At 61.4% G+C, this 24,566-nt stretch carries 24 protein-coding genes and 1 tRNA gene; 21 read left to right on the top strand and 4 right to left on the bottom strand.

All coding sequences use genetic code 11. The annotated features are described in order from the left end of the window. Positions 1-184 precede the first annotated feature (184 nt). The 4 genes from ACVWWJ_RS13525 (at position 185) to ACVWWJ_RS13510 (ending at position 2,342) form a co-directional block, all read left to right on the top strand. Entirely contained in the window at positions 185-811 is a 627-nt protein-coding gene (locus ACVWWJ_RS13525) for a polymorphic toxin type 15 domain-containing protein (RefSeq protein WP_456968279.1), read from the top strand. Further along, entirely contained in the window at positions 808-1,356 is a 549-nt protein-coding gene (locus ACVWWJ_RS13520) for a T6SS immunity protein Tdi1 domain-containing protein (protein ID WP_456968278.1), read from the top strand. Before ACVWWJ_RS13525 ends, ACVWWJ_RS13520 begins: the two co-directional genes overlap by 4 nt. Before the next feature lie 71 nt (positions 1,357-1,427). Next, positions 1,428-1,721: a hypothetical protein gene (locus tag ACVWWJ_RS13515; RefSeq protein ID WP_456968277.1), complete on the top strand. Its 294-nt coding sequence runs from the start codon at positions 1,428-1,430 to the stop codon at positions 1,719-1,721. A 165-nt stretch (positions 1,722-1,886) separates the two neighbouring features. Beyond that, entirely contained in the window at positions 1,887-2,342 is a 456-nt protein-coding gene (locus ACVWWJ_RS13510; RefSeq protein ID WP_456968276.1) for a hypothetical protein, read from the top strand. Positions 2,343-2,405: 63 nt separating this feature from the next. On the opposite strand, the gene ACVWWJ_RS13505 is transcribed toward ACVWWJ_RS13510, so the two are convergent. Further along, complete coding sequence (locus tag ACVWWJ_RS13505; RefSeq protein WP_456968275.1) at positions 2,406-2,954, bottom strand: hypothetical protein; 549 nt, start codon at positions 2,952-2,954, stop codon at positions 2,406-2,408. A 380-nt stretch (positions 2,955-3,334) separates the two neighbouring features. Beyond that, the gene (locus tag ACVWWJ_RS13500; protein ID WP_456968274.1) at positions 3,335-5,020 is read right to left on the bottom strand and encodes a site-specific integrase; all 1,686 of its coding nucleotides are present in this window, start codon (positions 5,018-5,020) and stop codon (positions 3,335-3,337) included. 563 nt (positions 5,021-5,583) lie between these two features. Here ACVWWJ_RS13500 and ACVWWJ_RS13495 point away from each other — a divergent pair. Continuing rightward, positions 5,584-5,655, top strand: a tRNA-Met gene (locus ACVWWJ_RS13495). 228 nt (positions 5,656-5,883) lie between these two features. Here ACVWWJ_RS13495 and ACVWWJ_RS13490 read toward each other — a convergent pair. Then, a complete protein-coding gene (locus ACVWWJ_RS13490) occupies positions 5,884-6,180 on the bottom strand; it encodes a hypothetical protein (protein ID WP_456968273.1) in 297 nt (98 codons plus the stop codon). A 230-nt stretch (positions 6,181-6,410) separates the two neighbouring features. On the opposite strand from ACVWWJ_RS13490, the gene ACVWWJ_RS13485 reads away from it, so the two are divergent. From ACVWWJ_RS13485 to ACVWWJ_RS13410, 16 genes are all read left to right on the top strand, one after another. Next, the gene (locus ACVWWJ_RS13485) at positions 6,411-7,703 is read left to right on the top strand and encodes a hypothetical protein (RefSeq protein WP_456968272.1); all 1,293 of its coding nucleotides are present in this window, start codon (positions 6,411-6,413) and stop codon (positions 7,701-7,703) included. Next, complete coding sequence (locus tag ACVWWJ_RS13480; RefSeq protein ID WP_456968271.1) at positions 7,700-8,158, top strand: hypothetical protein; 459 nt, start codon at positions 7,700-7,702, stop codon at positions 8,156-8,158. Before ACVWWJ_RS13485 ends, ACVWWJ_RS13480 begins: the two co-directional genes overlap by 4 nt. Positions 8,159-8,275: 117 nt before the next feature. Continuing rightward, positions 8,276-9,040, top strand: coding sequence for a hypothetical protein (locus tag ACVWWJ_RS13475; RefSeq protein WP_456968269.1), 765 nt, complete (start codon positions 8,276-8,278; stop codon positions 9,038-9,040). Beyond that, positions 9,003-10,337 carry a hypothetical protein gene (locus ACVWWJ_RS13470; RefSeq protein WP_456968268.1) on the top strand — a complete coding sequence of 445 codons (1,335 nt, stop codon included), beginning with the start codon at positions 9,003-9,005 and terminating at the stop codon, positions 10,335-10,337. Before ACVWWJ_RS13475 ends, ACVWWJ_RS13470 begins: the two co-directional genes overlap by 38 nt. 132 nt (positions 10,338-10,469) lie before the next feature. Further along, on the top strand, positions 10,470-11,762 hold the full coding sequence (locus ACVWWJ_RS13465) for a hypothetical protein (protein WP_456968267.1): 1,293 nt from the start codon (positions 10,470-10,472) through the stop codon (positions 11,760-11,762). Positions 11,763-11,949: 187 nt separating this feature from the next. Beyond that, the gene (locus ACVWWJ_RS13460) at positions 11,950-12,495 is read left to right on the top strand and encodes a hypothetical protein (RefSeq protein ID WP_456968266.1); all 546 of its coding nucleotides are present in this window, start codon (positions 11,950-11,952) and stop codon (positions 12,493-12,495) included. Between the two features lie 348 nt (positions 12,496-12,843). Next, positions 12,844-13,617 carry a hypothetical protein gene (locus ACVWWJ_RS13455; RefSeq protein WP_456968265.1) on the top strand — a complete coding sequence of 258 codons (774 nt, stop codon included), beginning with the start codon at positions 12,844-12,846 and terminating at the stop codon, positions 13,615-13,617. Between the two features lie 153 nt (positions 13,618-13,770). After that, the gene (locus ACVWWJ_RS13450; protein ID WP_456968264.1) at positions 13,771-14,439 is read left to right on the top strand and encodes a hypothetical protein; all 669 of its coding nucleotides are present in this window, start codon (positions 13,771-13,773) and stop codon (positions 14,437-14,439) included. 51 nt (positions 14,440-14,490) lie between these two features. Beyond that, on the top strand, positions 14,491-15,006 hold the full coding sequence (locus ACVWWJ_RS13445) for a hypothetical protein (protein ID WP_456968263.1): 516 nt from the start codon (positions 14,491-14,493) through the stop codon (positions 15,004-15,006). A gap of 662 nt (positions 15,007-15,668) precedes the next feature. Then, positions 15,669-16,016 (top strand): hypothetical protein, encoded by a 348-nt coding sequence (locus ACVWWJ_RS13440; protein ID WP_456968262.1) that lies wholly within the window; start codon positions 15,669-15,671, stop codon positions 16,014-16,016. Further along, positions 16,013-16,396, top strand: coding sequence for a hypothetical protein (locus ACVWWJ_RS13435; RefSeq protein ID WP_456968261.1), 384 nt, complete (start codon positions 16,013-16,015; stop codon positions 16,394-16,396). Before ACVWWJ_RS13440 ends, ACVWWJ_RS13435 begins: the two co-directional genes overlap by 4 nt. 270 nt (positions 16,397-16,666) lie before the next feature. Further along, positions 16,667-17,290, top strand: coding sequence for a hypothetical protein (locus tag ACVWWJ_RS13430; RefSeq protein ID WP_456968260.1), 624 nt, complete (start codon positions 16,667-16,669; stop codon positions 17,288-17,290). 138 nt (positions 17,291-17,428) lie between these two features. Continuing rightward, positions 17,429-18,973 carry a recombinase family protein gene (locus tag ACVWWJ_RS13425; RefSeq protein ID WP_456968259.1) on the top strand — a complete coding sequence of 515 codons (1,545 nt, stop codon included), beginning with the start codon at positions 17,429-17,431 and terminating at the stop codon, positions 18,971-18,973. Next, complete coding sequence (locus ACVWWJ_RS13420; RefSeq protein WP_456968258.1) at positions 18,960-19,352, top strand: hypothetical protein; 393 nt, start codon at positions 18,960-18,962, stop codon at positions 19,350-19,352. Before ACVWWJ_RS13425 ends, ACVWWJ_RS13420 begins: the two co-directional genes overlap by 14 nt. Before the next feature lie 630 nt (positions 19,353-19,982). Then, the gene (locus tag ACVWWJ_RS13415) at positions 19,983-20,258 is read left to right on the top strand and encodes a hypothetical protein (RefSeq protein WP_456968257.1); all 276 of its coding nucleotides are present in this window, start codon (positions 19,983-19,985) and stop codon (positions 20,256-20,258) included. Between the two features lie 238 nt (positions 20,259-20,496). Continuing rightward, the gene (locus tag ACVWWJ_RS13410) at positions 20,497-20,871 is read left to right on the top strand and encodes a hypothetical protein (protein ID WP_456968256.1); all 375 of its coding nucleotides are present in this window, start codon (positions 20,497-20,499) and stop codon (positions 20,869-20,871) included. Here ACVWWJ_RS13410 and ACVWWJ_RS13405 read toward each other — a convergent pair. Next, a complete protein-coding gene (locus ACVWWJ_RS13405) occupies positions 20,859-24,524 on the bottom strand; it encodes a hypothetical protein (protein WP_456968255.1) in 3,666 nt (1,221 codons plus the stop codon). The two genes, ACVWWJ_RS13410 and ACVWWJ_RS13405, sit on opposite strands and share 13 nt — an antisense overlap. Between the last annotated feature and the right edge of the window lie 42 nt (positions 24,525-24,566).

Below are 24,566 nucleotides of genomic sequence, written 5' to 3'. Positions count from 1 at the left end.
CACTACGCGGGCGTTTTGATGTTTCACGCGCGACAGCAACCTCGATTGGTGACTCCGGGCTATGCTTTCGCCCAGGAGTTCTCGGCTGCGATCTAAACGAAATATCAGGGCCTAGTGGCGAGGGCTGCAGTGGCGCTAAACGAGCGCTTGAGGATCGGACGTTGCAGGTAGGGCGGCAAGCGACGTGCCCATCGGGGTGGGTCGCGGCGGTGTAACTGTCAGCACGCCGAATCAGTCCTATCGTCTTCAGTCGCCAATTTATCCCGCCGGTTCGCCCTATCAGTTGAATTCGGGGGTGCCGGTGGGCGTGCGTTCGCCGCTCGCGCGCCTCAGTCCACCCAATGCCGCTGAGACAGGCCCAGTGCTCACGGTTAGGGTTCAGTACACCCCTCTGGAAGGAAGCGAAGCCGAATTCGCGCGTCAGCTCGCTGGCCAGGAGCGAGGAATAAATGCGCTTACTGCTGGCGAAATACGCACAAATATTGAAAAGTTCAACGCCCAAGGGAGGCCTCCCGGTGCTGGCGGAGCCGTGGGTGAATTCAGACGTGAGAACCCCGTCTCCGAAGATCCATTCGTCGAATCATATCTTGCGCAAGTATCCCAAGGTGCCACTCCGCGGTTCGCTGCTTTGCATGAGCCAGATTTGGTTATTGGAGGCACAGTTAATGCTGTCAATGGATATGGGGACCTTAGAGTAAATAGCTCTCTTGGCGCGCAGAATGCTTACCGGCAAGACATCATCTATGATGCGGTGAAAACCGTGCCAGCCGACACGAAGGTGCGTTTCATTTTTGAGGTCAAAAGTCCATGACATTTCTAAGCACATACAAGATTGACGAGACCTCGTCTACGCCGCCCACGCAGAAGGTCACTGAATACGTGCATTTGGCTGGCGTATTTGATGGCGGCGTCATCTCGGTCCTGGATCAAGCTCGGTCGGTGTCGGTCCTTGATTCGTGGAGATGGCTTCTAGGCGATGACGCAGTCGCACTCTCGGCGACTTCGCTTGGCGATATCTTCTTTTGGTCTGAAAAACACGCCGCTGTGTACTTTTTGGAAGTGCAGCGCGGGAAATCGACGTTCGTGGATCGAGACGTGGATTTCTTTCTGAACGACTTTTTGGTGCAAGATGAAGTTCGCAGTCGGGTACTGCAGAAAGGCCTCTTTGATGCGATCTCTGATAGGTTGGGTATTCTTCGTTACGGCGAGTGCTACATAGCCGAACCTTGGCTGCGGCTTGGAGGGAGTGGTGATCCGGGGAGCTATCAAAGAGGGGATCTGACCGTCTATGTAAACCTTGTCGGTCAGTCGGTAGAACAAACCATGAGATCCGCTAGCGCGGTGGTCCGGCGGTGAGACGCTCACGGCGTTCGCGGAATCCATCTCGCGATTGTCTTCACAGCAACCAGTGCTGGATGAGACGACGTATGAGGAAATTACGCGTCTTTGTGCAGACGGCGATAACCGATCAAGAAGGCAACTACGCGCAAGTTGCGGGCGGCAGCGTGACGTGCACGTTGGAACGCAAAGATGCTGCGACGGGGCGCCACTTCCGTGGCTACAAAGATGAGGGTATTAAGGTTTTTCGCAACGGGACTGCCCTGGTGTTCGGGAGCGGGGAAATTCGATTGTCGGCCGATGGATGGTTTACTGCTCAAGAGGTTGAAGAGGTATTTTCTGCTTTCTTGCGGTCTAGCGAATTGCCTTCATCGGTGAAGTAGCGGGACATGACGGTAATGCTTTTTGACAAAGCTACCTGGCCGGATAGCTTTGGAGAATGTAACGTCTGACTTGCTCGGGCGTTCCTGTTTATGTTGGCCATCGGCGTCGCGGGTTCTACGTCGATGAGCTAGTCACCACGACGAGCACGTGACATCGGCGAAGCCATGAGACTCCAAATTTTTGAATACCATTGTGAGCCGGCGGGGCACGTTTTTCGCGCACCCGAACTCCCAGCCGATGCGTACGGAGAGTTTCTTATTCGCAGTGAGACGGGTGCTGAGATGGCATACGTGAATGCGCTTGCCGATCCGACTTACAAAGAAGTAGATGTTCTCTTGCAGCGGCACCCCGGTTTGATTGATGTGCCAGCTACGGGACGTGCAGATACCTTGAGGCGGATCTACGGCGCGGTTGCTTGTGACCCTGACTCTGACGGAAGGCCGTTTCATATTGGGCGGCATGCACAGTGCCCACTGTGCTCATCGAGCCATATGAGGTCGTGGCAGGAAGTTCTGCCGGTCGAGTTCGTCGATATCGATATTCCCGCTGCGACGCACTTGTTCTGGGAAACACTGGCCGACGGTCAAAAAACAGACCGAGTTGATGCCGCTTTGTCGTAGCTTTTGGAGCGCGCAACGGTGCCCGATGGATTGCACCTCATTCAATGCATCAAGCCAGTTTTATCACAACCGCGCCGTTGGGATGGCTGCCATGAGAGACGAAGGGATTAGCGACTGCAACCGTCGCTCTTGAGTTGTGGACAGGCTCGCCTCGATGAGGTCAAGGGAATACCATGACGGCCAATTGTATTGCTCAAACCGTAAAGCCTCTTTGAGCCAGGACGGTTCTAGCTTTCGACATGAACGCTCAGCCTGCGCTTGCACTTCGATGAAGTAAGCCCGGCCAGGCTCGGGAATAGCGCCATGTTTCGGACCGTTGTTCCAGTCGACCAAGACGTTGGCGTGGGGGTTTCCAGCAAGAACGTCTCTTGCGAAGCGGTTAGCTGCCCACAGGGCCTGCTTCCTGAGTTGGTGGTTTCGTTTCCACCAGCGCCACAGATCCATCCTGGATTCGAACTCATCGGGACCTAGGCTGATTCCCTCTTGTTCGAAGTCATGAGAGAGAAAGACTTTTTCGTTTCCTCCTCGGTCGTCTTCGTCCCAGAGGCTATATCCGGAGGCCACGGTGTAGCCCATGCGCTCGAAGTACTGCCTTTGACTTGCGGCATTCATGGGAACGATTCATCAAGCCGCGGTCCGCGCACGGACGGCGAGTGTCGAGGCCGCCCTGACCGTGACCGCTTGCATACAAAGCTGGAACTTTGTGGCTGAACCCTGACCGTTGCAGTGATCACAAGACGGCACATGAGTGTTGCCAGGGAAGCAGAGGGCACCAGTCATAACAACAGGCAAGTGTTCGTCAATGGTGGGTGCGGCATCTCGTCCAAGCGGAAATGCCGTCGGCTCCCCGGAGATTCTCCTCAGGGCGGTCACCACCGCTCAGTCCGCCCGCGTCCAAATTGCCGACGTCGTCGACAGCCCGACATGCCTGCGCGCCCAACAAAACAGGGCGGCCGAGGCCGCCCTGTTTTGCTCCCGCGAAGCTCTGCATCTCACTCCTCCACGTGACCCTCGCCGCTGTCGTCCACAGGACCCACGGACCCCTTCCTCGGCGGGCTCGTCATCACCCGCAGTGGCCTTGCTGCCTTGTGGTTGGCCACCAGACGCGAGTTGCGCTCGAGCTGCACGAAGTAGGGCTGGAACTGCGCGTGGTCATAGGGCGGAATGGACACCGGCGCGAGCGGGATGCTCATCAGGTGCTGGTGGCGTTCGGCCAATGTTGACGCCTGGATGTAGTTCGTCCGCATGATCGACTGGTTGTCCAAAGCGTGCCCGGTCAGCCGTGCGATGTAAGGATCGGGAAGGCCGGACTTCGCCGCCTGGTCGATGAAATGGTGGCGGTGGCAGTGGAAGGTTTTGCCCGCGCCGAGCTTGCAGACCTTGTTGTAGTAGGTTTCGTTCAACCTTTTGCCCATCAAAAAGCCCGCGTTTTTGTGAAACCAGGGCATCCCCGGAAACAGCCACTCGTGGCCCATTGACCGAATCATCTCCACATACTCGAGAAAGCCGAGCTTGAGGAGGTCGTCGTGCAGGGGCACGACGCGGTTGCTCGATTCGTTCTTGATTTGCTGCAGCTCGTGGCGCTCGGCAAAGTGGACCACCGGAATGCCGGTGATGGTCTCGACGTCTTCGACGCGGAGCTGGGCAATTTCCCGAAGACGCCCCCCGGTAAAGTGTGCGAGCACCGGCAACCAGTAGCCCTGTGGGGCGAGGAAGCGCTTCAGATGCGCAGGGTCGAAGATGGCTTGGAGGTCCTGGGTGGAAAACGGCAGCTTCACGAACTGGGCAACAGGCGCGGGCAGCGCCACGGAATCGAAGGGGTTGTAGCGGAGCGCGTTGGTCAGCCGCATGTACTCGAAAAAGCCGCGGACATAGGCCACCTTGTTGTTGACCGTGACCGGTGACAGACGCTTGGCGGCAAGCAAGTCTGCCGTCTCGATAACCTGGTCTGCGGTCAGGCCGTTGTAGGCCCGGTACTTCGTGTGGTTCTTCGGCCACTTCTCCGCCATGCGGACAAACCTTTGGGCATCCAGACGGGTCACGCCAATCAAAGGTTTGTCACCGGTGACTTTGAGGTAGAGCTGCAGGGCAAACCCGCACTCGTACTGTCCCTTGGCGTTGAGCATGCCCGACGACGGCAGCTGGGCGAGGTACTCATCCATCAGTTCGGTCACCAGACGGCGGGAGGAATCGGCAACACGCTCGTCTTTCTGGAAGCGGCCGGGTCCGAAGCGGGCGTGCTTGGTGCGGTGGGCCGAGGGTGCAAAGCCTTCGAGTTCACCGTCATCGTCGTACTGGTACGCGCCATGGTGGATGTCCATGCCGATGCCGTGACCCGCCATCGTCGTCTGCGCGGCAGCAAGGGTTGCATGCATGCCGGGCGTCATGACGGGCTGGGCGTATGCAAACGGCTGGTGACCGCCGGGGGCCGGGAAGGGAGGCGGCGCGTTCGGCATGAGGGACGGGATGCCCATCGATGCCATTTGCGACAGCGCCATGACGGCCTGGAGCTGCTCGTCGATGCTGTTGACCTCGAACGTCCAGCCATTCGGGCCCTGGACGGTATAGCGGGGTGCGGCAACTGCGAGGCCTTGCGAGGTGGCGTTGGCGTGCTGGACACCGGTTGCGGAGGGGAGGGGGTTTGGGGTGTCGGAGAGGGTGGGATTAACAGGGTGCATGGGTGTTCCTTGGGTTGTGGGTTTACTCCATCCAAGCAACTAATCCGAACCTGTCAAGGGGCTTCATCATCGAAAAAACGTCCCGGAAACCAACACTAAGATGCCGGTATTTTTCATTCACTGAAAATAATTTCGTGGCGAAGAAAAGTCCTGTTTAAAGACACATCTCACGCTTTACGTGCATTGCAAAACATTCGATGTCTGCATGAATCGACCGGTCCCACGACGAAATTCGCCAAGCGTCACACGTAACGCATGGGTGGTCGTCCGCAGGTGCTCAAAAGTTGCCTTTGAACCCGTGGCAACGAACGTTGCGTACCAACAAATAGCCATCTGTCTGGTTGCGGTGGAGTGATCCGGAATTCCGGGAAAAACCTTCAGCGGATCAACACGCTGGCAGATCGACGGTAGGTACCGGTCCCTTTCCTTACAAGCCTTACTTGTTCCGGCCAGGTCACTCCCTCCGCAAGGGTCCCCGAACGGGGTGTTTTTGAAAAGTTTGAAATCCGGTCAAAAAAAGTGGGTGGCAGATTGTCGCATTGCCAGACCGGTGAAATTTGTTATGCGGAGTGGAGCAGTGGCAGCTCGCCAGGCCCATGACCTGGAGGCCGGTGGTTCGATTCCACCCTCCGCATCTACCAGGAGAACGACAATGAATGAGATTGTTCGGTTGGGCAGGGCGCATTTCCAGCGCGCGCGCCTGCAACGCAAAGCCATGACCGCAGCATGGCGACGTGAAACGTCAACGACATTCGAACGGATATGGGTTGGCGCAATGCTGGTAAGCCTTGTCGCCCTCCTGGCGTCGACAGCGCTTCTCGACGCGTTCTCGCCGGACTTTCGCGCGGCGGGCCATCATGACGTCAAGGCAGCAGCTTGCGCGACAGGTGTGCCCCGAGGCCCGAGGTGAGCCATGCCACGCACATCGGAGCGAAGGCACGCATCGTCCCCACGACTCCCGGGAGGCCCGAACCGAGGGTTGGAGCAATGTTGCCTGGAAATAGGAAAAAGGCGAGCAGGGCCATGGAGATGACAATTGCGAAGAACTGCGCCATTCGCTTTGAGGCGCCGAGACCCAGTACCACAATGAAAAACAGAAATCCGGCACCAATGCCGGCAAGAAAGCACAGCGCGACAAAGATCATGTACTGGTCGTCCATCACCGTTCCTTTTGGTTGTTCGCTTGCGGTTCCACAGCAACGCCGTGCCATGGGTGGCGTCATCCTCAGATCACCCTCGAAGGAATCGGTTGCAGGAATGACAAGCAACATTCTAAGCGGCTTTACGTCCGGCTTACCACCCAACAAACATCCACCGGGCAACTTGTCGCCCACCCGTATCCCAATTCCAGGACTGACGTTAGCTTAAATCAACATACCCGGAGTCCCTCATGCCCCTTCCCAGACGCCTTCGCCGCAACACCCACCCGCGCCACACCAACCCGCAGTCAGACCAGTGCGCTGACGTGATGACCCTGCGGGACATTGCCGGCGTGTGCGACTGCGCCGCACGCGGTGTTGATTTCAACATGGAGGGTGTCCAGTACACGGCGTTCAATGGAACAAAGCTCACCCGGCTCACCCTGACCTCTCTCGCCGTGCTCGTCGATTCCGACCACGACCAGCTGCTGCTGGTCCCGCTCGTCTTGCGCCTCGGTGGCAACATTGGGCAGGTCGACTCCGCCGGCCGGACTCTTTTGCATCTGGCAGGCACGCGGAAAGTCGCCCGCCATCTCATCGGGCAGGGCGTGCCGGTGAATGACGACATGCAAGCACCGCTCCTCGCAGCTTTTGCAAAACCACCCGGGACCGGCACGTTTGACGACGGAATGGTCCTCGGACTCGGCGACGCCAAGGGCAACGAGCCCGCCATCCTTACCTGCGTGCGCCACTCGACCGCCGTGACCCATCCCTTCGTGGAATCGAAAATCCTCCCCCCGGCCCACTGGAAGGCGACGCTCCCGGCGTACCTCGTTGCAGCCATGAAAGACATCGGTGTCAGTGACACCAAACACCGCCGTCGCGAGCAGCACTTCGTGCAGATGCTCCAAGACGCACTCGGGGCGCAGCGATACGGGGACGTCGGACGGCTCATTGCTGCCAACGCAGACATCGTCTATCCCGCCATCCGCCACCCCCTCAATGCCAGCTTCTCGGCGAGCCACGAGCTGCGCCTTGCCCTCATCGAGCACGACATTGTCCGGGCCTTGCGACTGCTCGCGTCTGGCGCCGAACCCGACGTCGGCCGCTTCCAGTTTGAGGTGCAAGTGGGCGGACAAACGCGCACCTTCGGTGAGCTCTCACCCCTTGGCCTTGCAGTCTTGCTCGAGTGCGACGCCATCGCCCATGAAAACCCGATTTTCATTGACGAGATGGACGACGCCATCATGTCCTTGCCGGTGTCCAAGCGGTCGTCCCGGTTCCCCCTTCTCTCCGTGTTTGAGGGCTTTACTGATTTCTCCGGTGTCCATGGCGCGAAAGGCGCGACCCTGATGCATCTCGCCTTTGAACCAGCTGTGGCGAGCTGGCTCCTCGACCATGGCGCGCCCTATGACGTCCCCAATGACGGAGGACGCCTCCCGGCAGACGTCTTGCCCGACGTTGTCGTGCCACTCATCGGGCAGTTCCATCTCTCGCGCCACCTGCCGCAGGCCACGGAGTCAGGGCGGGGGAAACGCCTTTGAGCGCCATTCCACCAACAGCGGTACTGGGTCGTTTTGCCAAACCAGGGGTGAAAGCGGACCCGTGCACCAGCGCATTTGATTCAACCGAGGCGGCCACCGTCAGCACGCTCAAAAACCTGCAGCCCATCAGCCGTGCGCTCCTCACCTTCCTCCACATCGACCCCAGCCTCGTGCGTCAGGATGACCGCGACCGTCTGCGCATCCTGGTCAAGCTCGTCGCCAACAATCCTGGCAATGACCTCATCGGCAACGAGTTGAATCACCTGCGGATGTTGTGGGCGCGCGGCTTTCCCGTCGGTGCGTTCGATGACGACAGCCGGGCATTGCTCGATGTCTCCGAGGCAACACGCCTCGTCGTTGAATTGCGCACCTGCCTCGGCTCGCAGTGTCCCGATGACGAACGGGAACGGGCGCTCGTCAATCGTCTCATGCGGCTCTCGGGTTACGACGATTAGGAGGTCACTTGATGGTCCCTGCCACCCGTGCTTGCCGGCGGTCGAACGAATGGGGGGGGTACCCCCTTGACAGGTTCCGATCCCGCGCCAGGATGGTGAAACAACCAAGGAGCTCTCATGTCAGGACGACATCTTCCACCCTTTGCCGCAACCGAGGCTTTGTTCAGGGCCTGCAAAGCCCTCGATTTTTCAGCCATGTCCCAGGCACTCGACGACGGCGCAGACATCCACGCGATGGACGAGCGGTGGCGTTATCCGCTCGGTGTCTTCATCGAAGCCTGGCGAACCAGTTCCGTCTTGCCGGACCCGTCTCCCTTCGTCCATGTGCTTGCAAGACACGGCGCAGACCTTGCAAGGCCAGAAGGTGGGGCGGGGTCATTGCACACCATGGGCTGGCTGCGCGGCACGGACGACGAAGTCGGCTTCTTTGACGCGCTTGTCGACTGCGGCATGAGGTGGAACGACGCGGCTGACGACGGCGAACTGCTGACTCGCGTCGTCCGCCACCGGGCACCACGAATGCTGTCCCGCATTCTTCAAAGTCCGTTCGATGTCAGTCCCGATGCGCTGGACCGGGACAAGCAAACCGCGTTGCACGCGCTGGTCGACGCCCGCCTGCATCATCACCACCGCCCACGCGACGACAGAATCCTCATGATGATGTCGGCCCTGCTTGACGCCGGAGCCAGTGACGCCATCACCGACATTTGGGGCCGGACTGCACCGGACCGCTTTCGGGATGAGGCGCCGGAACTCCACTTCGCCTGGCAGACGATGAAGGCAGAGCATCTGGCAGCGCTGGAGCAAAACCTGTTGGATGACGTGTTGCCGCAGGCTGATGCAATTGGGCGCGACCGCGTGTCCGCGGTACGCCGGCTGTGACCGGACGATTGCGCAATTTGCCGCACTGGCCTGGACGCTTTTGGGGTGCTCGCTAACTTGGTGGAAATTCACAACCGAGACCGGCATGTCCGCACCCAACTCAAACCAGCTTGCCCAAACCACCATCTCCCACGCCGGATTGCCCCGCGGGCCGGCCTGGTGGGAGATCATCATGTCCCGCGACATCGTCCGCTTTCGCCGTGCCGTCAAGCGTCGCGCCGCTTTGGTGACCGAAGGCCACACTTACAAGCCTGCCAAGGGGCCTCTCATCCGCAACCTCACACCGGCCGCGCTTGCGACACTGGCCGACGCCGACTTCGACGGGCTTCTCATGCTGCCGCTTGCGCTTTATCTCGGCGGCGACATCGGGCAAATCGATTCCGAGGGCCGCACCCTTTTACATCTCGCCCGCACCCGCCGTGTGGCCCGTTATCTCATCGAGGAAGGTGTGCCGGTGGCAGACGGCATGCGCGACGCGCTCATCAAAGCATTCAACGAGCCGCCCGGGAAAGGCACCTTCGCCAGGGGCACGGTGCTGGGCATGCAAGACGCCAAGGGCAACGAGCCTGCCATCCTCGCGGCCGTCAGGCGCGGGACCGCGGCTCGCCATGCCACACCGGAATCGGTGCTCATCCCGAAAAACAAATGGCAGTCCGCCGTGCACGAATCGGTCTACAACGGCATGCTCGGCATCGGCTACAACGAGCGTTATGAGGTGCGCAAAGAGCGCGACCCGTTCGTCAAGGCCAACCGTCCAGAACTGCGCGCAGAGCTCTCGGCAACTTTCGCACTCAGTGATGCGGTCGAAGGGCGCGATGGACCGAGGCTGCGCGCCTGTCTCGCACTGGGTGCGGACCCGAGCCACGGCCAGTTCATCCGGGAGGTGCCCGGAGGGCGTTGGGTCTGCTACATGAAGGGCCTGAGTGCGCTCGCTGCGGCAGCGATGGACGATTGCAGGTACATCGATCACGTACGCGACGACTGCGATGGTGACGACCCGGCCCGGGACCGCCCGGTGCCCGAACGCGAACTGCTCTTGCCGCATTTTGCGCGGTTTGTTGATTTTTCCGGCGTGCACGGGCCCGATGGCATGACCCTGATGCACCTGGCGCGTGAGGCTCAGGTCGCCCAGTGGCTCGTCGACCACGGTGCACCCTGCGATGTCCCGGACTCCAGGGGAAAGTTGCCGTGGGAAGTCTTGCCGCCTGAGGTCGCCGCCACCGTCAACCGGAAGCATCTCGAATCCAACCTGCCGAAGGCGACACGCGTGGAGGCTCGAACCGCAAGACGTCTTTGAAGGTGGACCAGCGAAATTGCGGCCCGGGAGGTTTGCGCTGGCGCGGGCTGCTGGATGAGCTCGGGCGCGTTACATGTAACGGCCATTGCGTCACATGTAACGCTGTCACGGTGAAGATATGCTGCAGCGCCCTTGACGAAGTGCGAAACCTGGTTAGCGTGTATGAAATCCCGCTTCGAGAACGCCATGGCCGCGCCAGTACGCTCCCCCCTTCCGCAAACCACCGTTCCCTTTGCCGAACAGCGCCCCGTCGCAACGTCCGGATACGCAAGGTTCTCGGCACCACTCTTGGAAATGTGGACGCTGGTTGTCCCGCAGCGGGAGATTGCGCACTTTCGCGAGTTCGTCGTGAAGGGCCTCAATCTCTCGATGGAGGCTTATGGTGCCAAGTCATATGAGGGAGATGAGTATGAAGATCTGACAGTCACCTCGCTGGCTGTCGTGCGCGATACCGCGGCGGACGCTTTGCTGCTGTTGCCACTCGCGCTCCATCTGGGCGGCGAAGTTGGGCAGGTCGACTCCCACGGCCGGACCTTGCTGCACTTTGCCCGGACGCGCCGTATGGCGCGCTATCTCATTGAACAAGGGGTGCCAGTTGCCGAGGGCAAGCGCGAGGCACTTCTCGAAGCCCTGGAAAAACCGTTGGGGATTGCCTCGTTCGACGACGATGTACCACTCGGCATGGTCGACAACGTAGGCGAGGAGCCCGCAACTTTGTCATGTGTGAGAACGTCGACGGCTGCAAAATACACGGAGCCTGAGGCCATTGCCCTTCCGCAGTCGCACTGGAAGGCCGTGCTGCCCACGCACTTGTACAAAGGACTCGTCGACATCGGCTTTGTTGACGGCGACGCGACCGGCGCCAGCGGCAGCTCATCGATGGCAGAACAACGACCGGCGCTCCGGGCGGAGCTGTCGCCGTTCGTCGAACTCCACGACGCCTTGCTTGAAGGGCGGAGCAACGCCGTACGCGCACTCCTGGAGCTCGGCACGGATCCGAACCTTCCGATCTTCGGCTACAAGCACGATGGGGATGACGGAGCGTACTCGACCCGTCTGACCGCAACGGCCATTGCCGTGCTCGCCGACTGCAACGCGGCTCAGAACCGCGGTGCCGGGAGAAAGCCGCAGAAGACAAGCAAGCCTTCGTCCAGGGGCCCCCACATGCTCCCGCTCATGGAAGGGCGCGCTGATTTTTCCGGCGTCCACGGCGATGGCGGTAAGACCCTCATGCATTTTGCGCGCGAACCCGGAGTTGCCCGTTGGCTCATCGAGCATGGCGCACCGTGCGACGTGGCGGATGATGACGGGAACCTGCCGGGAGATATCCTCCCCGCGGCGGTTGCCGCCATGGTCAACCAGCACCTGCTCGACAATACGCTCGAGCCCGCCAACAAGACACCGTCGTCAAACCTGCGTCTCTGACCCATCCCTTCATCGACGTTGTGTGTGACCTTGCCGTCATGTGCTGCGACATTGTGGAGGGCTAGAGCACCTCTTGCGGTGATGCGTCTTGATGCGGCACCAAGCCTGGATGCGCAATTTGCCGCACAGGCCTGGACGGTTCCGGAAACGCCGTTAGCGTGGATGTAATTCCTCCATCGAGAAAGCCATGCCAACTCCAACATCGCCGTCAACATCCCATGAACTATGGCGAGCGCTGGTCGAATTCCGGCCGATCCAAGTGCGCCGGTTGCTGGAGATGGGTGCCAGCGCAAAAGACGCAAAATTTTCGTATGAGGTGCGGTTCGATGGCGTCATTCGTGACTGGCCGGAATTGACGGCGACCGCCCTCGCAGTGCTGGTTGAGTGCGATGCGCTCGAAGACGACCGCCGGCTCGGAGCAAAGATTCTGCATGGTCCGCTTTGCCACGCGCCCGACCGAAAACTTTGGATGGTGCCACTGTTCAAGGACCGCGCTGACTGGTCCGGCGTCCACGGCGCGGGCGGGAAGTCCCTCATGCATTTCGCGCGGGAACCAGATGTTGCCCGGTGGCTGATTGCAAACGGGGCACCCTGTGACGTGACTGACGACGAAGGCAAGCTGCCGGGTGATGTGTTACCGCCGGAGGTTGCCACCATCGTCGACGCGCACCTGTTGGGTGCCGGACTCGCTGCTGCACATAACGCGACCGCGGCAGTCCGTGCTCGCCTTTGAACAAGCCTGGAAGGAACAGCTCTTCGGCGAGGCGAACGAGCACGGTGCTCAGTCCTCGGCGGAGTCAACGAGTCTTGTGCTTCCATCTCCAGACCGGCTCGTGATGCGGCGGAAGGTCATCGCGGAAGCGTGACGTTTGCGCTGCTGTCGTTTGCTTCGCAGCGTAGTGGTGCGGTCTCGCTCTCGCGCGAGACGCAGTCGCGAATCACGTGACATGGCGTTCAAAGGAATCGCTAAGTCGCTCGCTTTTTACGCGTTAAAACATCGTATTTGATGATGTTTTGGACCCCTTGACAGACATCGGATCGTCGCCAAGATGGTGCATGACCCAACCCTCAAGGAACATTCATGAGCACTGCAAGGCGAACACCCACCGCCCCCGAGATGCGCCGGTATTTCGACCGGTCGGGCTTTGTCCTCAGCCACCGCTGTGACCCGGCGGGCCAGCCTGAAGCATGGTGGCTGGCTGACGTGGACGGCACGCCGTACCCGATGCCTGCCCATTGGCGCGCCCGGGCCGTGCCGGCGGGGCAGGTCCCCACTGAGGCACAAGAGTTTCCGTCCCTCGCAAGGCTGTGGCGCGCATGGGCGGCGACCCAGCACCGGTTTGCCCGCGAAGCCCGCTGCATTGAGCTCATCAAGGAGCGACTGATTTCCGCTTCGGCCGATGAGCGTCGTGACGTGGTGCGCTGGATCCGGTCCGGCGGCATGGCTTATCCGGCGTCGGGAGACCAAGGCGCACCCGTCGTCGACTTCGATGGCCGGGCGGTCGACGAAAGCCAGTGGCCCTGGTCAGCAGTGGTGTGGGAAGACGGGGAAATGATTGGCAGGGGATGGCCCTGGGCCATGGTGCCGGAGTCGCCTGCTGACGGGCTCGAAATCCAGCAACAACCGGACTGGGCCGAACAGGCTCTGGTGCTGCACTGGTTCGACACCCGTTTTACGGATTCATACTTCGATGCCGTCAACGCTGTGCTCGTCGACGTGCTCCCAGAGCTCTCTGGGCAGGGCGTCGAAGGGGAGTCGGTCAAGCGATGTGCGGACGGCTTAGGCGACGGGCGGGAGGAGGCACATCGTCTCACCGCTGAGAGTGAGGCCGGGATACCCCCGTCGCTGCACTGAGGCATCAAGGCACCGTTGTACGAGGGGAAACACCCGGCATTTGGCGCCGTGACGGAATTCCTCCGGATTCAGTCGTTCCGATGCTATAAACCCTTCGCGGGCAAGCGGCATCCACATGCATGGTACCGAACGCGCCAATCTCGAAGGGAAGACATGGACATCGAAACACGGCTGGCCAGACTGGAGGCCCGCAACACGAAGCTCACCGTGATTTGCGGTGCATTGGCAATCCTCTGCATGGGATTGGGCACGACGTTCGCCGTCGCCGGCCCCACGCGAAACGAACCCGACGTGATTCGCGCCAAGGGGCTCGTCATTGAGGATGCCAACGGTCATCCCCGCATTCTCATTGGAGCCCCGTTTCCGGATGTGCCCGGACGCATCCGGCATGACGAGCGGACAACTGCGATGGAGTTCCTCGACGAGAAGGGGCATGACCGGCTGACAGTCGGCGAGTCGTTTACGCCGCAAATCAAGGGCGTGGTTCCGGCGAATTTTCACCGAATCGACGTGGGCGTCGGTATTACCCTGCACGACACCGATGGCAACGAGCGTGGCGGGATGTCCTGGCTCAGCAACGGACGGGGCGGGATCGCTTTTGATTATCCTGAGCGCGATGCCATCGGCATGTATGTCGATGACAAAGACAGGTCGGCCACCTTCGTTCTGGAGAACCCCGATGCCGCTGTCGGAGACAAAAGCCTCCTTGAGCTCACGGCGAAGGGGAAGGGCGGGGAGCTCAAGTTGTTTGACGCCGCTGGCAAGGTAAAAACACGCTGGACGATAGCCGACGGCGCCTTGATGACGCCGGACCAACGGTAAGTCCAGGTCCCGCCTTGCGTCGGTTTGCGGCAAGGCGGGGTGGTCCGGTTCATGCACTCGGGGCTGCTGACCAGTTTGATTATGTCGGAGTGGACAGCTGTGACGTATCGCTTAGCCGCCGTAGTCATGCTTTGCTTGCTTGTGTCCTCTTGCGCCAAGGTGCGCGACTTTGGCTGCCTGTCGGACGGCTACTGGGTCGCCGCCCCCAGCCATGCCGAGACGGGCATCTACGACCGTCAGCAGACCGCTGTCCTTGAGCGATATGTGCTTCAGGTCGGACTCGCCAAAGGCTTCGTCGTCGCTCGATGTGAGGTGCGCCCGGATGCCAACGCCGTGCCGCTGCCCGATGAGAAGCCCTGCAAGGGTTACAACGTTATCGATACCGCAAGCGGTACGGTGTGGCGGGGGCTGTCCGACGCGCAGGCAGTTGCAGTACTTCAAAGGGTTGGGGTAACCATGCCTGCGCTTCACTATGCCAACCAGTGGTTCAACCAGGACTGGCCAAATGGAAACCCGTCGGCGTTCTGCAAGGCGCATTTTCGCGACAATCCGGTGCCGCAGTCATAACGTTGTCCGTGCTTCCGGCAGGCACCCCCGAAGAATGCATCATTGAATCTTCGGGAGCATGCAGCGGACTCAAGACTCGCCGGTAGGCGCATTGCGAGGCTTCCCGAATGGAGCACGGCGCGCCCTGTGACGTGACCGACAGCGAAGGCAGACTGCCACTGGACGTCCTGCCGCCGGAGGTCGCCGCTATCGTCAACGCGCATCTGTCCGGGAACGGTTTCACGAAGGAGAGTACGACGGTGTCCGCGGGTCGGACTCGGCTGTAACGCACAAAGCGGTGGAATCGTGCATCCCCCCCGCCTATTGTTCAATCACCAACGACGACATAAAGACCGTGTTGTCCAGCAGCCGGCGCTCGAACCTGATGAAGATCCGTGGCCAAGGGACGGCGCTGCCAGAGGGCTGTAAGCTGGCCCTGTCATCAGGTCCCGGGGCAGGTCTATGGCGTTTTTGGAATGGCTCGGCGACTTGCCTGGACAGACGTGCTTGGGGTATGAAGGGTGCTGTCGTCTGCGTGCCGACCGTACTCAGTGAGGGGTGGCATATGTGCCCGCCGCTCCCGACCGATGTCACTTGATGTCGCAGGCGATTCGGTTCGGCTTGAGCCGAGGAGCGCTGGTTCGTCACGACTCGTACCCGAGAAACCACCGTTCCTGGAATCGATGAACAAAATAATAGCAGCGGTTTTCCTCTTGCTTTGCCTGTTGGCCCATACCGGTCTCACATTCGCGGTCGTCGTCAGCAGGCTCGACTGTGGTGTCCAGGTGCATTGTATCGGACTGTTCAACAAGGTCGCAGGGGCCCTATTGTCCTTTCCATTGGGTTTGCTTGTGTGGGCGATGGAGTGCTTTGGTATCGATCCGGCCGTTGTCGCCGACACCATCTTTGGTGGCGAAATTTTCGTACTGTGCATCTTCAACTCGGTCTTGGCGGTGATGTTTTTCTGGTTTGTCTTCATCAGGCGAGTGGGGTGGTTCCCCCGCCCCAGGCGCGCGCCCGAAGATTCATGAAAATACGAATCGGCTTTACCCTGTTTTCAGCGCCGACTGAGCCATACGCCATTGTTTACGGCGTGCTTGAGCTGCCGACCGAACCGTACAGCGGTGAAGCTGTGGGGCTGGAGTGGCCCCCAGGCGTGGCAGACATCGATGGCCGGTGTGTCTTGCAGAGAGTGAAATCGACCGTTGCCGCAGAGGGCGTGCTCGAGGCCCTCCATGTGCTGGAGGATGTCGTCATGGGCGACCGTTCAGCGGCGCAGGCTCTCGGCGAATTCTGGGCCGGAAGGTATGGCTTTGACGTCGATGCGTTGACCTTTGATCTCATGCGCCAGAGGAATGCCCTTCCGGGAAAGACGGGGAGTGATGAGAGCAGCGCCACCCGATTCGACTAAGACACTGCCTCGTGCGCGCGCTTCCGTCGGCCCGCGTTTAAGCAAGCGAAGTCTAGCCATGCCTGCAGAACCACGAGCCGCGTATCGCGGATGGGGTGGCAAAGGCGCGTTCCGGTCAAAGCGAGGCACGCGAGTCCCTTCCTCGCCAAAGCGTCACATGTAACAGGCTGCATTCACTGCCACCGCATCACCACTAACGGTGCGGTGGGCAATCTGCCGCAGTGGCCTGGACGTGCGGCGGGCTCCTCAGCGCGCTTGTCGTGGTGATGCTTGCAATCTCCGATTGAATCAAACGCTGCTCTAAAAAGGATCAAGGGTCAGATGGGCTTCGTAAAACAAGTAAAGGGCAGGTCAGTCATTCTCTGCACGCTGCTGTGCAGCGCGCCCATCGGCGCGTGCGTCGCCGCAACAGCGAACACCGAGTTGCAAAAGCTCGAAGAGGCCGACCAGGCTGACCGTGGCCCGGGCTCAAACAAGATTGACTGGGACGTCGTCGGCAAGCACGACTTGGCCCGTCGGGCCCGTGCGGCCGAAATTCTGAAAGCGGGCGATGTCCGGACCGCCGACGATTACTTCAACGCCGCCCTGATTTTCCAGCACGGGGACAGCGTTGACGACACCGAGCTCGCACTGGCGCTTGCCACGACAGCCGTCCACATCGACAGCGACAACAAGGACGCGAAAATCCTGACGGCGCGGGCGTGGGACCGCATCCTCGTCAAGCGCGGAAAGCCTCAGTGGTACGGCACGCAGTTCTTCAAGAACAAGGCGTCAGGCAAGTGGGAGATGTCCCCGACGGACCCGACAGCCGTGACCGAGGCGCAACGCGAAGCCATGGGCATTCCGACCGTTGCTGAGACCAGGGCGCATCTCGATGCGCTAAACCAGAAGTAGCGGTAGCCCAGTTGGGTCCTGGATGGGCTGGAAGCCTGTGAACGGGAAACAAGGTCTCCGAGTGGTCGATTCGCACCGCTTGCACCATCCCCAAAGCCAGCGTAGCTTGGCCGGGCAGGGAACTCCGAGGGCCGCCTCATGGCCAGCGTCACCCCTGTGTCCCATGCGCCCGTCCGGGTCGCGCAATATCTGCGTATGTCAACGGAGCGCCAGGAATACTCGCCCGTCAATCAAGCCGCCGCCATTGAGGCGTACGCGGCCGGCCACGCGATGACCGTCGTGCGCACGTACTGCGATGAAGGGCGGAGTGGCCTGCACTTCAAGGGCCGCGTGGCGTTGCAACGGCTCATTGAAGACATCCAGCAGGGTCATCCGGGTTTTGATGCGGTCCTGGTGCTCGATGTCAGCCGATGGGGCCGTTTCCAGAACGCGGATGAAGCCGCCTTTTACGAATACCTGTGTTTGCGAAACGGCGTGCGGCTTGTCTACGTGGGTGAAACGTTCGAGTCGGACAGTTCACCACTGTCGTCAATGATGAAAGGGCTCAAACGCTCGATGGCCGCGGAGTACTCGCGCGAGCTCTCAGCGAAGGTCTACGCCGGTCAGCGCCGTGTTGTGGAAGCGGGCTTTCATATGGGCGGAGCTCCGGGCTATGGCCTGCGCCGCATGTTGGTTGACGGACAGGGCAATCCGAAGGGCATTCTGGAACCCGGTCAGCAAAAGGCCTTGACGACCGACCACATCAAGGTCGTGCTCGGACCTGTCAATGAAGTGCGTGTTGTCAGATGGATGTTCCGCCAGTCGGCCGCAGGCATGGAGTGCAACACAATCATGCGAAAGCTCAACGAGCGTGGCGTGCTCAATGCGCGGGGTTGTCGCTGGAGCTTCAACGGGGTCCGGCAAATGCTCGACGACGAGCGCTACATCGGCACCTCAATTTTTGCGCGGACAACGCAAGCAATCGGTCGCAGAAGAGGCGCCCGTACACCCGAGCGGGAAGTCCGGGTCGAACATGCCTTTGCGGCCCTTGTGTCACCCGAACTGTTTGAACGAGCCCGACTCGCCCGGGAAGAGCGCAACCGACGCATGACCAGTGAGCAGATGCTCGACGCCATGCGCGCGCTTTGGCAACAAGACGGCAAGATCAGCAGTCGCCGCCTGAACGCGTTTGCCCAAACCCCCAGCGCACGCGCTTACATCCTGCGCTTTGGAAGCCTGCGGGCCGCGTACCGCGAAATTGGGTACGAGCAAAACAGGGATCTGTCTTACGGCGACCTCCGCGAACTGTCACGGCCCTGGCGCGTGAGCATTCTCCACTTCCTCATCGATGCCCTGGAAGAGCAGGGATCAATCGTCGAACGCGACGGATGGGTGTTGCGGATCGATGGCGCCTGGACGCTGGGAGTCCGGCTGCTCCAGGCCGGCCGGTACCACGGCGCCATCCGGTGGGAAGTGCGCCCCTGGCGCCGCGCTGTCGACATTGTCATCGCGGCACGGATGACGACCGATGGCACGATGCCGCTCGACTATCTTTTGCTGCCCCAGGCGATGAGTCACACGTGGCCGGAGTGGGTGACCCCCCGTCCCTCGGCAGCGGTGCGCTTTTACGCCTACGCCTCACTGGCTCAGATAGTCGAACTCGCGCGCATTTCGCGGCAGGGGGATGGTCATGTACATGCGTGAAAGCGAGCGGGCCAAGCGCGAAGCGGCCATCACAGCTGAACTCGCGGCAGCGGCAAAGGTCGCCTGGGATTTGTGTGCCGACGCGTCCCGTGCCTTGCTTCAACTCGGTGACGACCCGCAGTTCCGTGAACTCGCCCACGGTCACGAAGGGCTGTTTGCGGCGTTGCCGGCGTCCCTGGCCCCCTCGATGCACATGCACCGGGCCGATGCCATCCTGGGGCTTGCCGTGGCGCGGGCGACCTTGCAGCCAATGCTGGCCCGTGTGGAAGTGCTCGGATGGCTGGCCCGTGCCCACCCCGATGCCCTCGTCACGTTGCTCAAAATCATCGCGCCCGCATCGGGTGCCCACGGGTTTGCGACAAAGGCCATGGGCCACTGACAGGCCCCGCAAAATCCCGACAGCGTCTGCACGGGTGAGACGACCCCACCGTACCGTGCGTGCCATGACGGCAATCTTGTGGAACGAGGTGGGTGAGCGGGCGGACGCACGAGCCGCGTCCCAGGGTGGCCCGTTTGCGTCGGTCTCCAGGGAAGGCGATCAATGGGTCGTCGTCTGGTGGGTGGGGCCCAAGGGAACGACGGCAGTTCCAACCCGGGACAAGGGGCGCCTTTGGGTCGAGCGGTTTGCGTTGCACCGGGTCGGCAGTCTCGGCCGCAAGGCTGCAACCCCTGGCACCGGACCAGGCGCGGGTGCCACGGGCTACGCAGGTCCAACTGCGGAAGAGAGGGCGCGGTACGACGCGTTCATTGCGTCGTACGTGCCACCGAAACGGTCACGACGGCGGTGTCGCTGAAAGTAGTTCGTGGATGACCGCACGCGGTGCGTCGTGTGATTTTCGCGTCGACGAGGTCCCGCCGGGTGGCAGATGGTCGTCCCCTGCACTGCATTGCTCTGTCCAACATGAAAGCTGGCTGGGTGGAAACTGAACATCCCAGGGGCAGTTTGCCGCAGTGATCTGGACGACCGCAATCCGGACGTCAGACTGGCATACCCGCGCGATGAAATGCCATGGCTCCGCTTCCGCATGATGTCACCCCGGCCACGGCCATTCTTCCTGGAGCGTCGGCATCTGCACGCACGTTGTCCACGGGGGACAGGCGTGCCGACTGGGCGGAGCACATCGTTTCAGTGGGCGCGCCGTCAATGCGCGTCATCGCAATGCTCCCTGACGTCGCAAGCGAGGTGCGTGAGGCGATGGCCACTTTTCTGATCGCCGACGACCGGGAAGCGCTGGACTCGTCGGTCTCCACTGCAGCCACCGTGGTTTGCAATCGGCGCCTGTAATGAGGTCCGCGCCACAGCAAATCGCTTCGGGTAACGAAATCGATTGCGCCACTGGTGACGTCAGCAGGTGTCGCTGGAGCGTTGTGCTTGCGAAGGCAGTGGCGTGCCCTTCAACCGCATGCAACGAAACTGGTCAGCCACCGTGCCACTTGCTTCGTGCTGCCGCGCTGACTGGTGACGCTAAAGACTCACGGGTGGTGGTCGATAAGGACGTCCCCATCCGCACAAAAACAACGCCATGTCCAACGAAGCCACCCTCAACCTCATGAAGGACGGCCTCGAGTTCGTCCGCAATCTCATCGTCACGGCAGTACTCATCAAACTTGGCGGCACCATCTACGTCGACCCCATGATGGTCGGATCCGAACACGACGGCCACCTCGTGGGTGGGTTTCTGACGGCAGTGGGCGTTGCCTATGGAATTGTGTCCACCGGGTACATCGCCTTGCGTCACTGGCCGAGGACGAAGGCCGGGAAAACCTTTGCACTGGTGCTCCTCGTCGCTTCGGTCGTGATTCTTGAAGGCACCTTCACCATGGCTGCGAGAGTCGTCGATGTCGACGATGCCCGCCAGCGGACATCGCACTTAGGCATTGCTGCTCAAACGCCATGATCTGACGTACCCGTCAGGTGTCTTTGCCGCCCCTTTGCCTTCGGCTTCACGGTCGCCTTCGTGGTTTTGGCAACAGCGTTCTTCCGTCGTGGATTTTCAGCATCAGCGGCTGTTGCGTTATCGCGCTGCAGTTGCTGGCGCAGGTCGACCACGAGGAAGACGACAAACGCCTGGCCCATCGAGTGCGTGTACTCGGCCATGAAACCCGGTGGCATCGAGCCCGTCTGGTCAAGTCCCGACTGGTCGATGTAGCTAAAGCCCACCGGCGGACGGGTTCTTGCAATCTCACGCATGGTGTCGAGGACAAGGCGGGGTTCCGGGGCATAGCTGTAGACGACATGGAAAAACAATTTCGTGGTCGAGTAGGCCGGCAGCTTGAGGTAATGGCTGAGAAGCTCGCCTTGTGACCACTTGTGGTGCACGGGCCGGTCGATGACGACGGCTTCGAGGACGGCATAGGTGGTGTTCTGGCCTTTGAGGGCGAGGTCACGGCTCCCGGGATTGCCGGCAGCCGTGGTCCCGCCCCGCGACTGTTCGTGCCACGTCCAGCCAAGCAGGCTCTGGCGCGCTTCGAGCAGCTTCGCCGAGAGGCTGGTGATGTCGTCCTCAATCGGATGGTCTGACTTTGACCGAAGCACGAAGGTCAGTTCCTGCAGTGCACCGACGGCACCCCGCACCTCTTCGATGGCCCGTGCACGTTCGGGCGATGGGCCGGCACCCAGTACGCCGGCCCGCTGGTGCGGTGACATGGCAAGGAAGTGGATGAGCAGGCCGGGGCTGAGCGTATCGCGGGCAGCAACGGCCACGGCTTGCCCCTTGTACTCCTCACCCCGGTCGACATGGGCTTTTGCCGCGACCAGCATGGGTTCGGGGCCGAGTCGAGACACTGCGGCTTCGATGGTTGCCAGTGCGGCCATGGAGCGCCCGGTCCGCGACTGGGCGATGGCGGTGTACACGGCGACCGAACCCTCCAAAGCAGGCGAGCGAATTGCACTGAGGCGGGCCAGGGCTTCGTCGGGCGAACCGGCGGCCAGAAGCAAAAGCGCCAGGTTGACGTCGAAGATGTCGCGGTCAGCAGCCTGCCACGTCTGGATAATCGCCGACACCTGTCTGGCATCCGCCAGCACTTCGCGTGCAGCGTCCGCGTTTGCGGCCGGAATCTGTCCGAAAGCGTCAGGCCCGATGAGGAAACGGATGCGCGCGGCAAAATAATTGACGGTGTAACCGGAAACATCTCTCCGGTGTTCTCGCAGGCGGGCAAACAGGCTTGCGGCAAAATCCAAAGACTCGCCAGGCGCTTCCATCCAGGCGAGGCCCTTGAAGAACTCAACGGTGTCCGCGCTCGCCTGTTGGAGCGGCCCGCCCGGCATGGCAGGCACTTTGAACTCGCGCAAAGATGCAAAGTCACGCTTGCGGTACAGGAGCTGCAAAGACTGCTGGAGGCGGACAAGGTCACGTTCGGGCACCTTTCCCCATGTTTCGGCTGCAGCCTCTTCCTTGATGAAGTGCTCGGCCTCTTCAAGCTTGCCGGCGCAGAGCAGCTGGTTGATGCGCACCTGCGCTTCGGTCAGCGAGACGATGGCCCCGGCTGCGCCCGGCTCTGCGAGCATTTTCAGGCGCGTGGCGATGGCGTCGGTCAGGGACGCGGGGCTTTGTGCCATCAGACGCGCGAGAAACGCGGGTTCGCGCGTCTCCAATGCGGCGGCAAGAAGCGGTGCCCGCTGGTCTACGTGGAGCCTGTCAAAGGCGAGCGCGAGGTCGTCGGCGATGGACGGCTCGGCGTTTCCGGACAGTGACGTTTCGAAGAGGGCGGAAAACACGTCGACCTGTCTTCCAGGCCATTGGCCGCTGCCTGCATCCTCGAACTGGCCTTCCTGGACGTTCGCTACAAGGGCGTCGGCGAGGATGGAGGGAATGGTGCCGACCCATCCGGTGACGGCGCGGGCGAGAATGCGGATGTGTGCACGCAACGCCCGGGACGCATCATCAACCGCCAGATACCGGTTGTCGTACAGGGCAACGGCGTCATCCGTGATGCGGGCGACATCGACCGCATGAAAAAAGCCTCGCGTTGTACCGGCGTTGCCACGAAGGGCGAGTGCGACAAGCGCGGCCGCAGCGCGCGCGTCGATGTACGCAGCAAAGTACCGGCCGCCGTGGTTGCCCAGCGTCTTGCTGTAGGCGTCGAGGATGGGGAGGATTTTGATTGTATCGTGCAAAAGGCCTGTGGCGACAAGGTCAAGCGCAGCGGCAAGGGACGCACGCCCGGACGCCGTGCTTCCCGAGCCTGCAGCGAGAGTCTCGACGATGGCCTCGAGCACTTCGCGGGACTGGCCGGAGAGCATGTCGTACGTGGCGCGCAGCAGCCCTGCATCAAGAAGTGCGGTGGCAGGCGCACTGTTGGCCCGCTCGCGCATCACCCTGGCAAGTGGGGCTATTTCAGCCGGCGGTAGGGCTCCGGCGCGCAGGTGATGGTCGGCAACAGAAAGTGCGTCTTCAAACGCCACGAGCCGCATCTCGTCGTCGTGCTGCGCAACCGTGTGCCGGTCGAACGCGCTGGGGTAGTGGCCTCGCCCTGCGACCCACAGACAGGCGAGGGCAGTCGTTGTGGGAACAAGGCAAAGGTCGGCAAGCAGGGCAGGTTGGCTGTTGACCCGCCATTGCAGGGAAGACAGCAGCTCAGGCCGGTCGACAGCGAGTGCAAGGACGGCTGAGGCGAGCGGATGCGGGGCAGGACCGATGTCTGCCACTGCGAGCTCCTCACACAGCAATCCGCAAAGCTGAGGTGCACCGGTCAGCAGTTCTATTTCTTCATGACTCCCAGAGACGGTGGCCGTATCGAGCCACGCCCAGCGGTCAATCAGGGCCGCCGCCAACGTGTCCCGGTCAAGCGTGGAAGGCATGGCGCCCGCATTCCGGACGAAGGCACGAAACAGTGCACGCCGCTCGACGACGTCGTCCCACGTCATGAGGACACCGGGCTCGTCGAGCACCCGCAACGCAGACGCCAGGAACGCCTCGGCATGGGATGGCGAGAGCGCACTGCTCGGGGCAAAAGCGGGATAGCCGAGGAGTCTCCACCAGCTTTCCCATAGCGCCATCCCGGCGGCGTTGCCTTCGTCACGGTCGCACAACCGTTCCCACAGCCTCGCCGCGACCCAGGACGGGGTTGCACAGCGAACGACGCGCACGTTGTCCGGCCGTGTCAGCAGCAGCTCGGTCAGGTCGGCAAGCCGGTTGGCGTGATACCGCGAGCGACGAACGCGGTAGCGCACGCCATAGAGGTGGCTTCGCAAAGCCCGGAGCGCGCGGGACAACGGGGAGTCATGCCCGTGCATGGCCACCACGTCGTGCTTGCACTGCACCCGGCCGCGGGCAACCCGTATCCATCCTGCGTCCTGCAGCGCCTTGAATGTCGGCGCGCCGGGGTTCGCTGCCCTGATGGCAGCGTAGGCCCGCCTCGTGCGTCCAAGGTCTGCGTTGTGTTCGACCGTCAGGTCATTGAGCAGCTCGAGCACGGCTTCATCCGGATACTGCAATCCATCCAGTGGCATGGTGGCCGGCGGAGAGGGGAGGAGATTCTTGGCGAAGCGGTGGCGCAGCAGGCGGCGTGCTTCGGAAGGGGCGTGGTCGAGCGATTGGAACCTGTCCATGGTCGTCCGTCTTCGGGTCTGGGCTGAGGATATCAAAGTCAA

The sequence above is a fragment of the Luteibacter sp. HA06 genome (assembly GCF_054061215.1).
The sequence above is the reverse complement of the archived record's forward strand: the minus strand, read 5'-3'. Positions and strand labels throughout refer to the sequence as shown.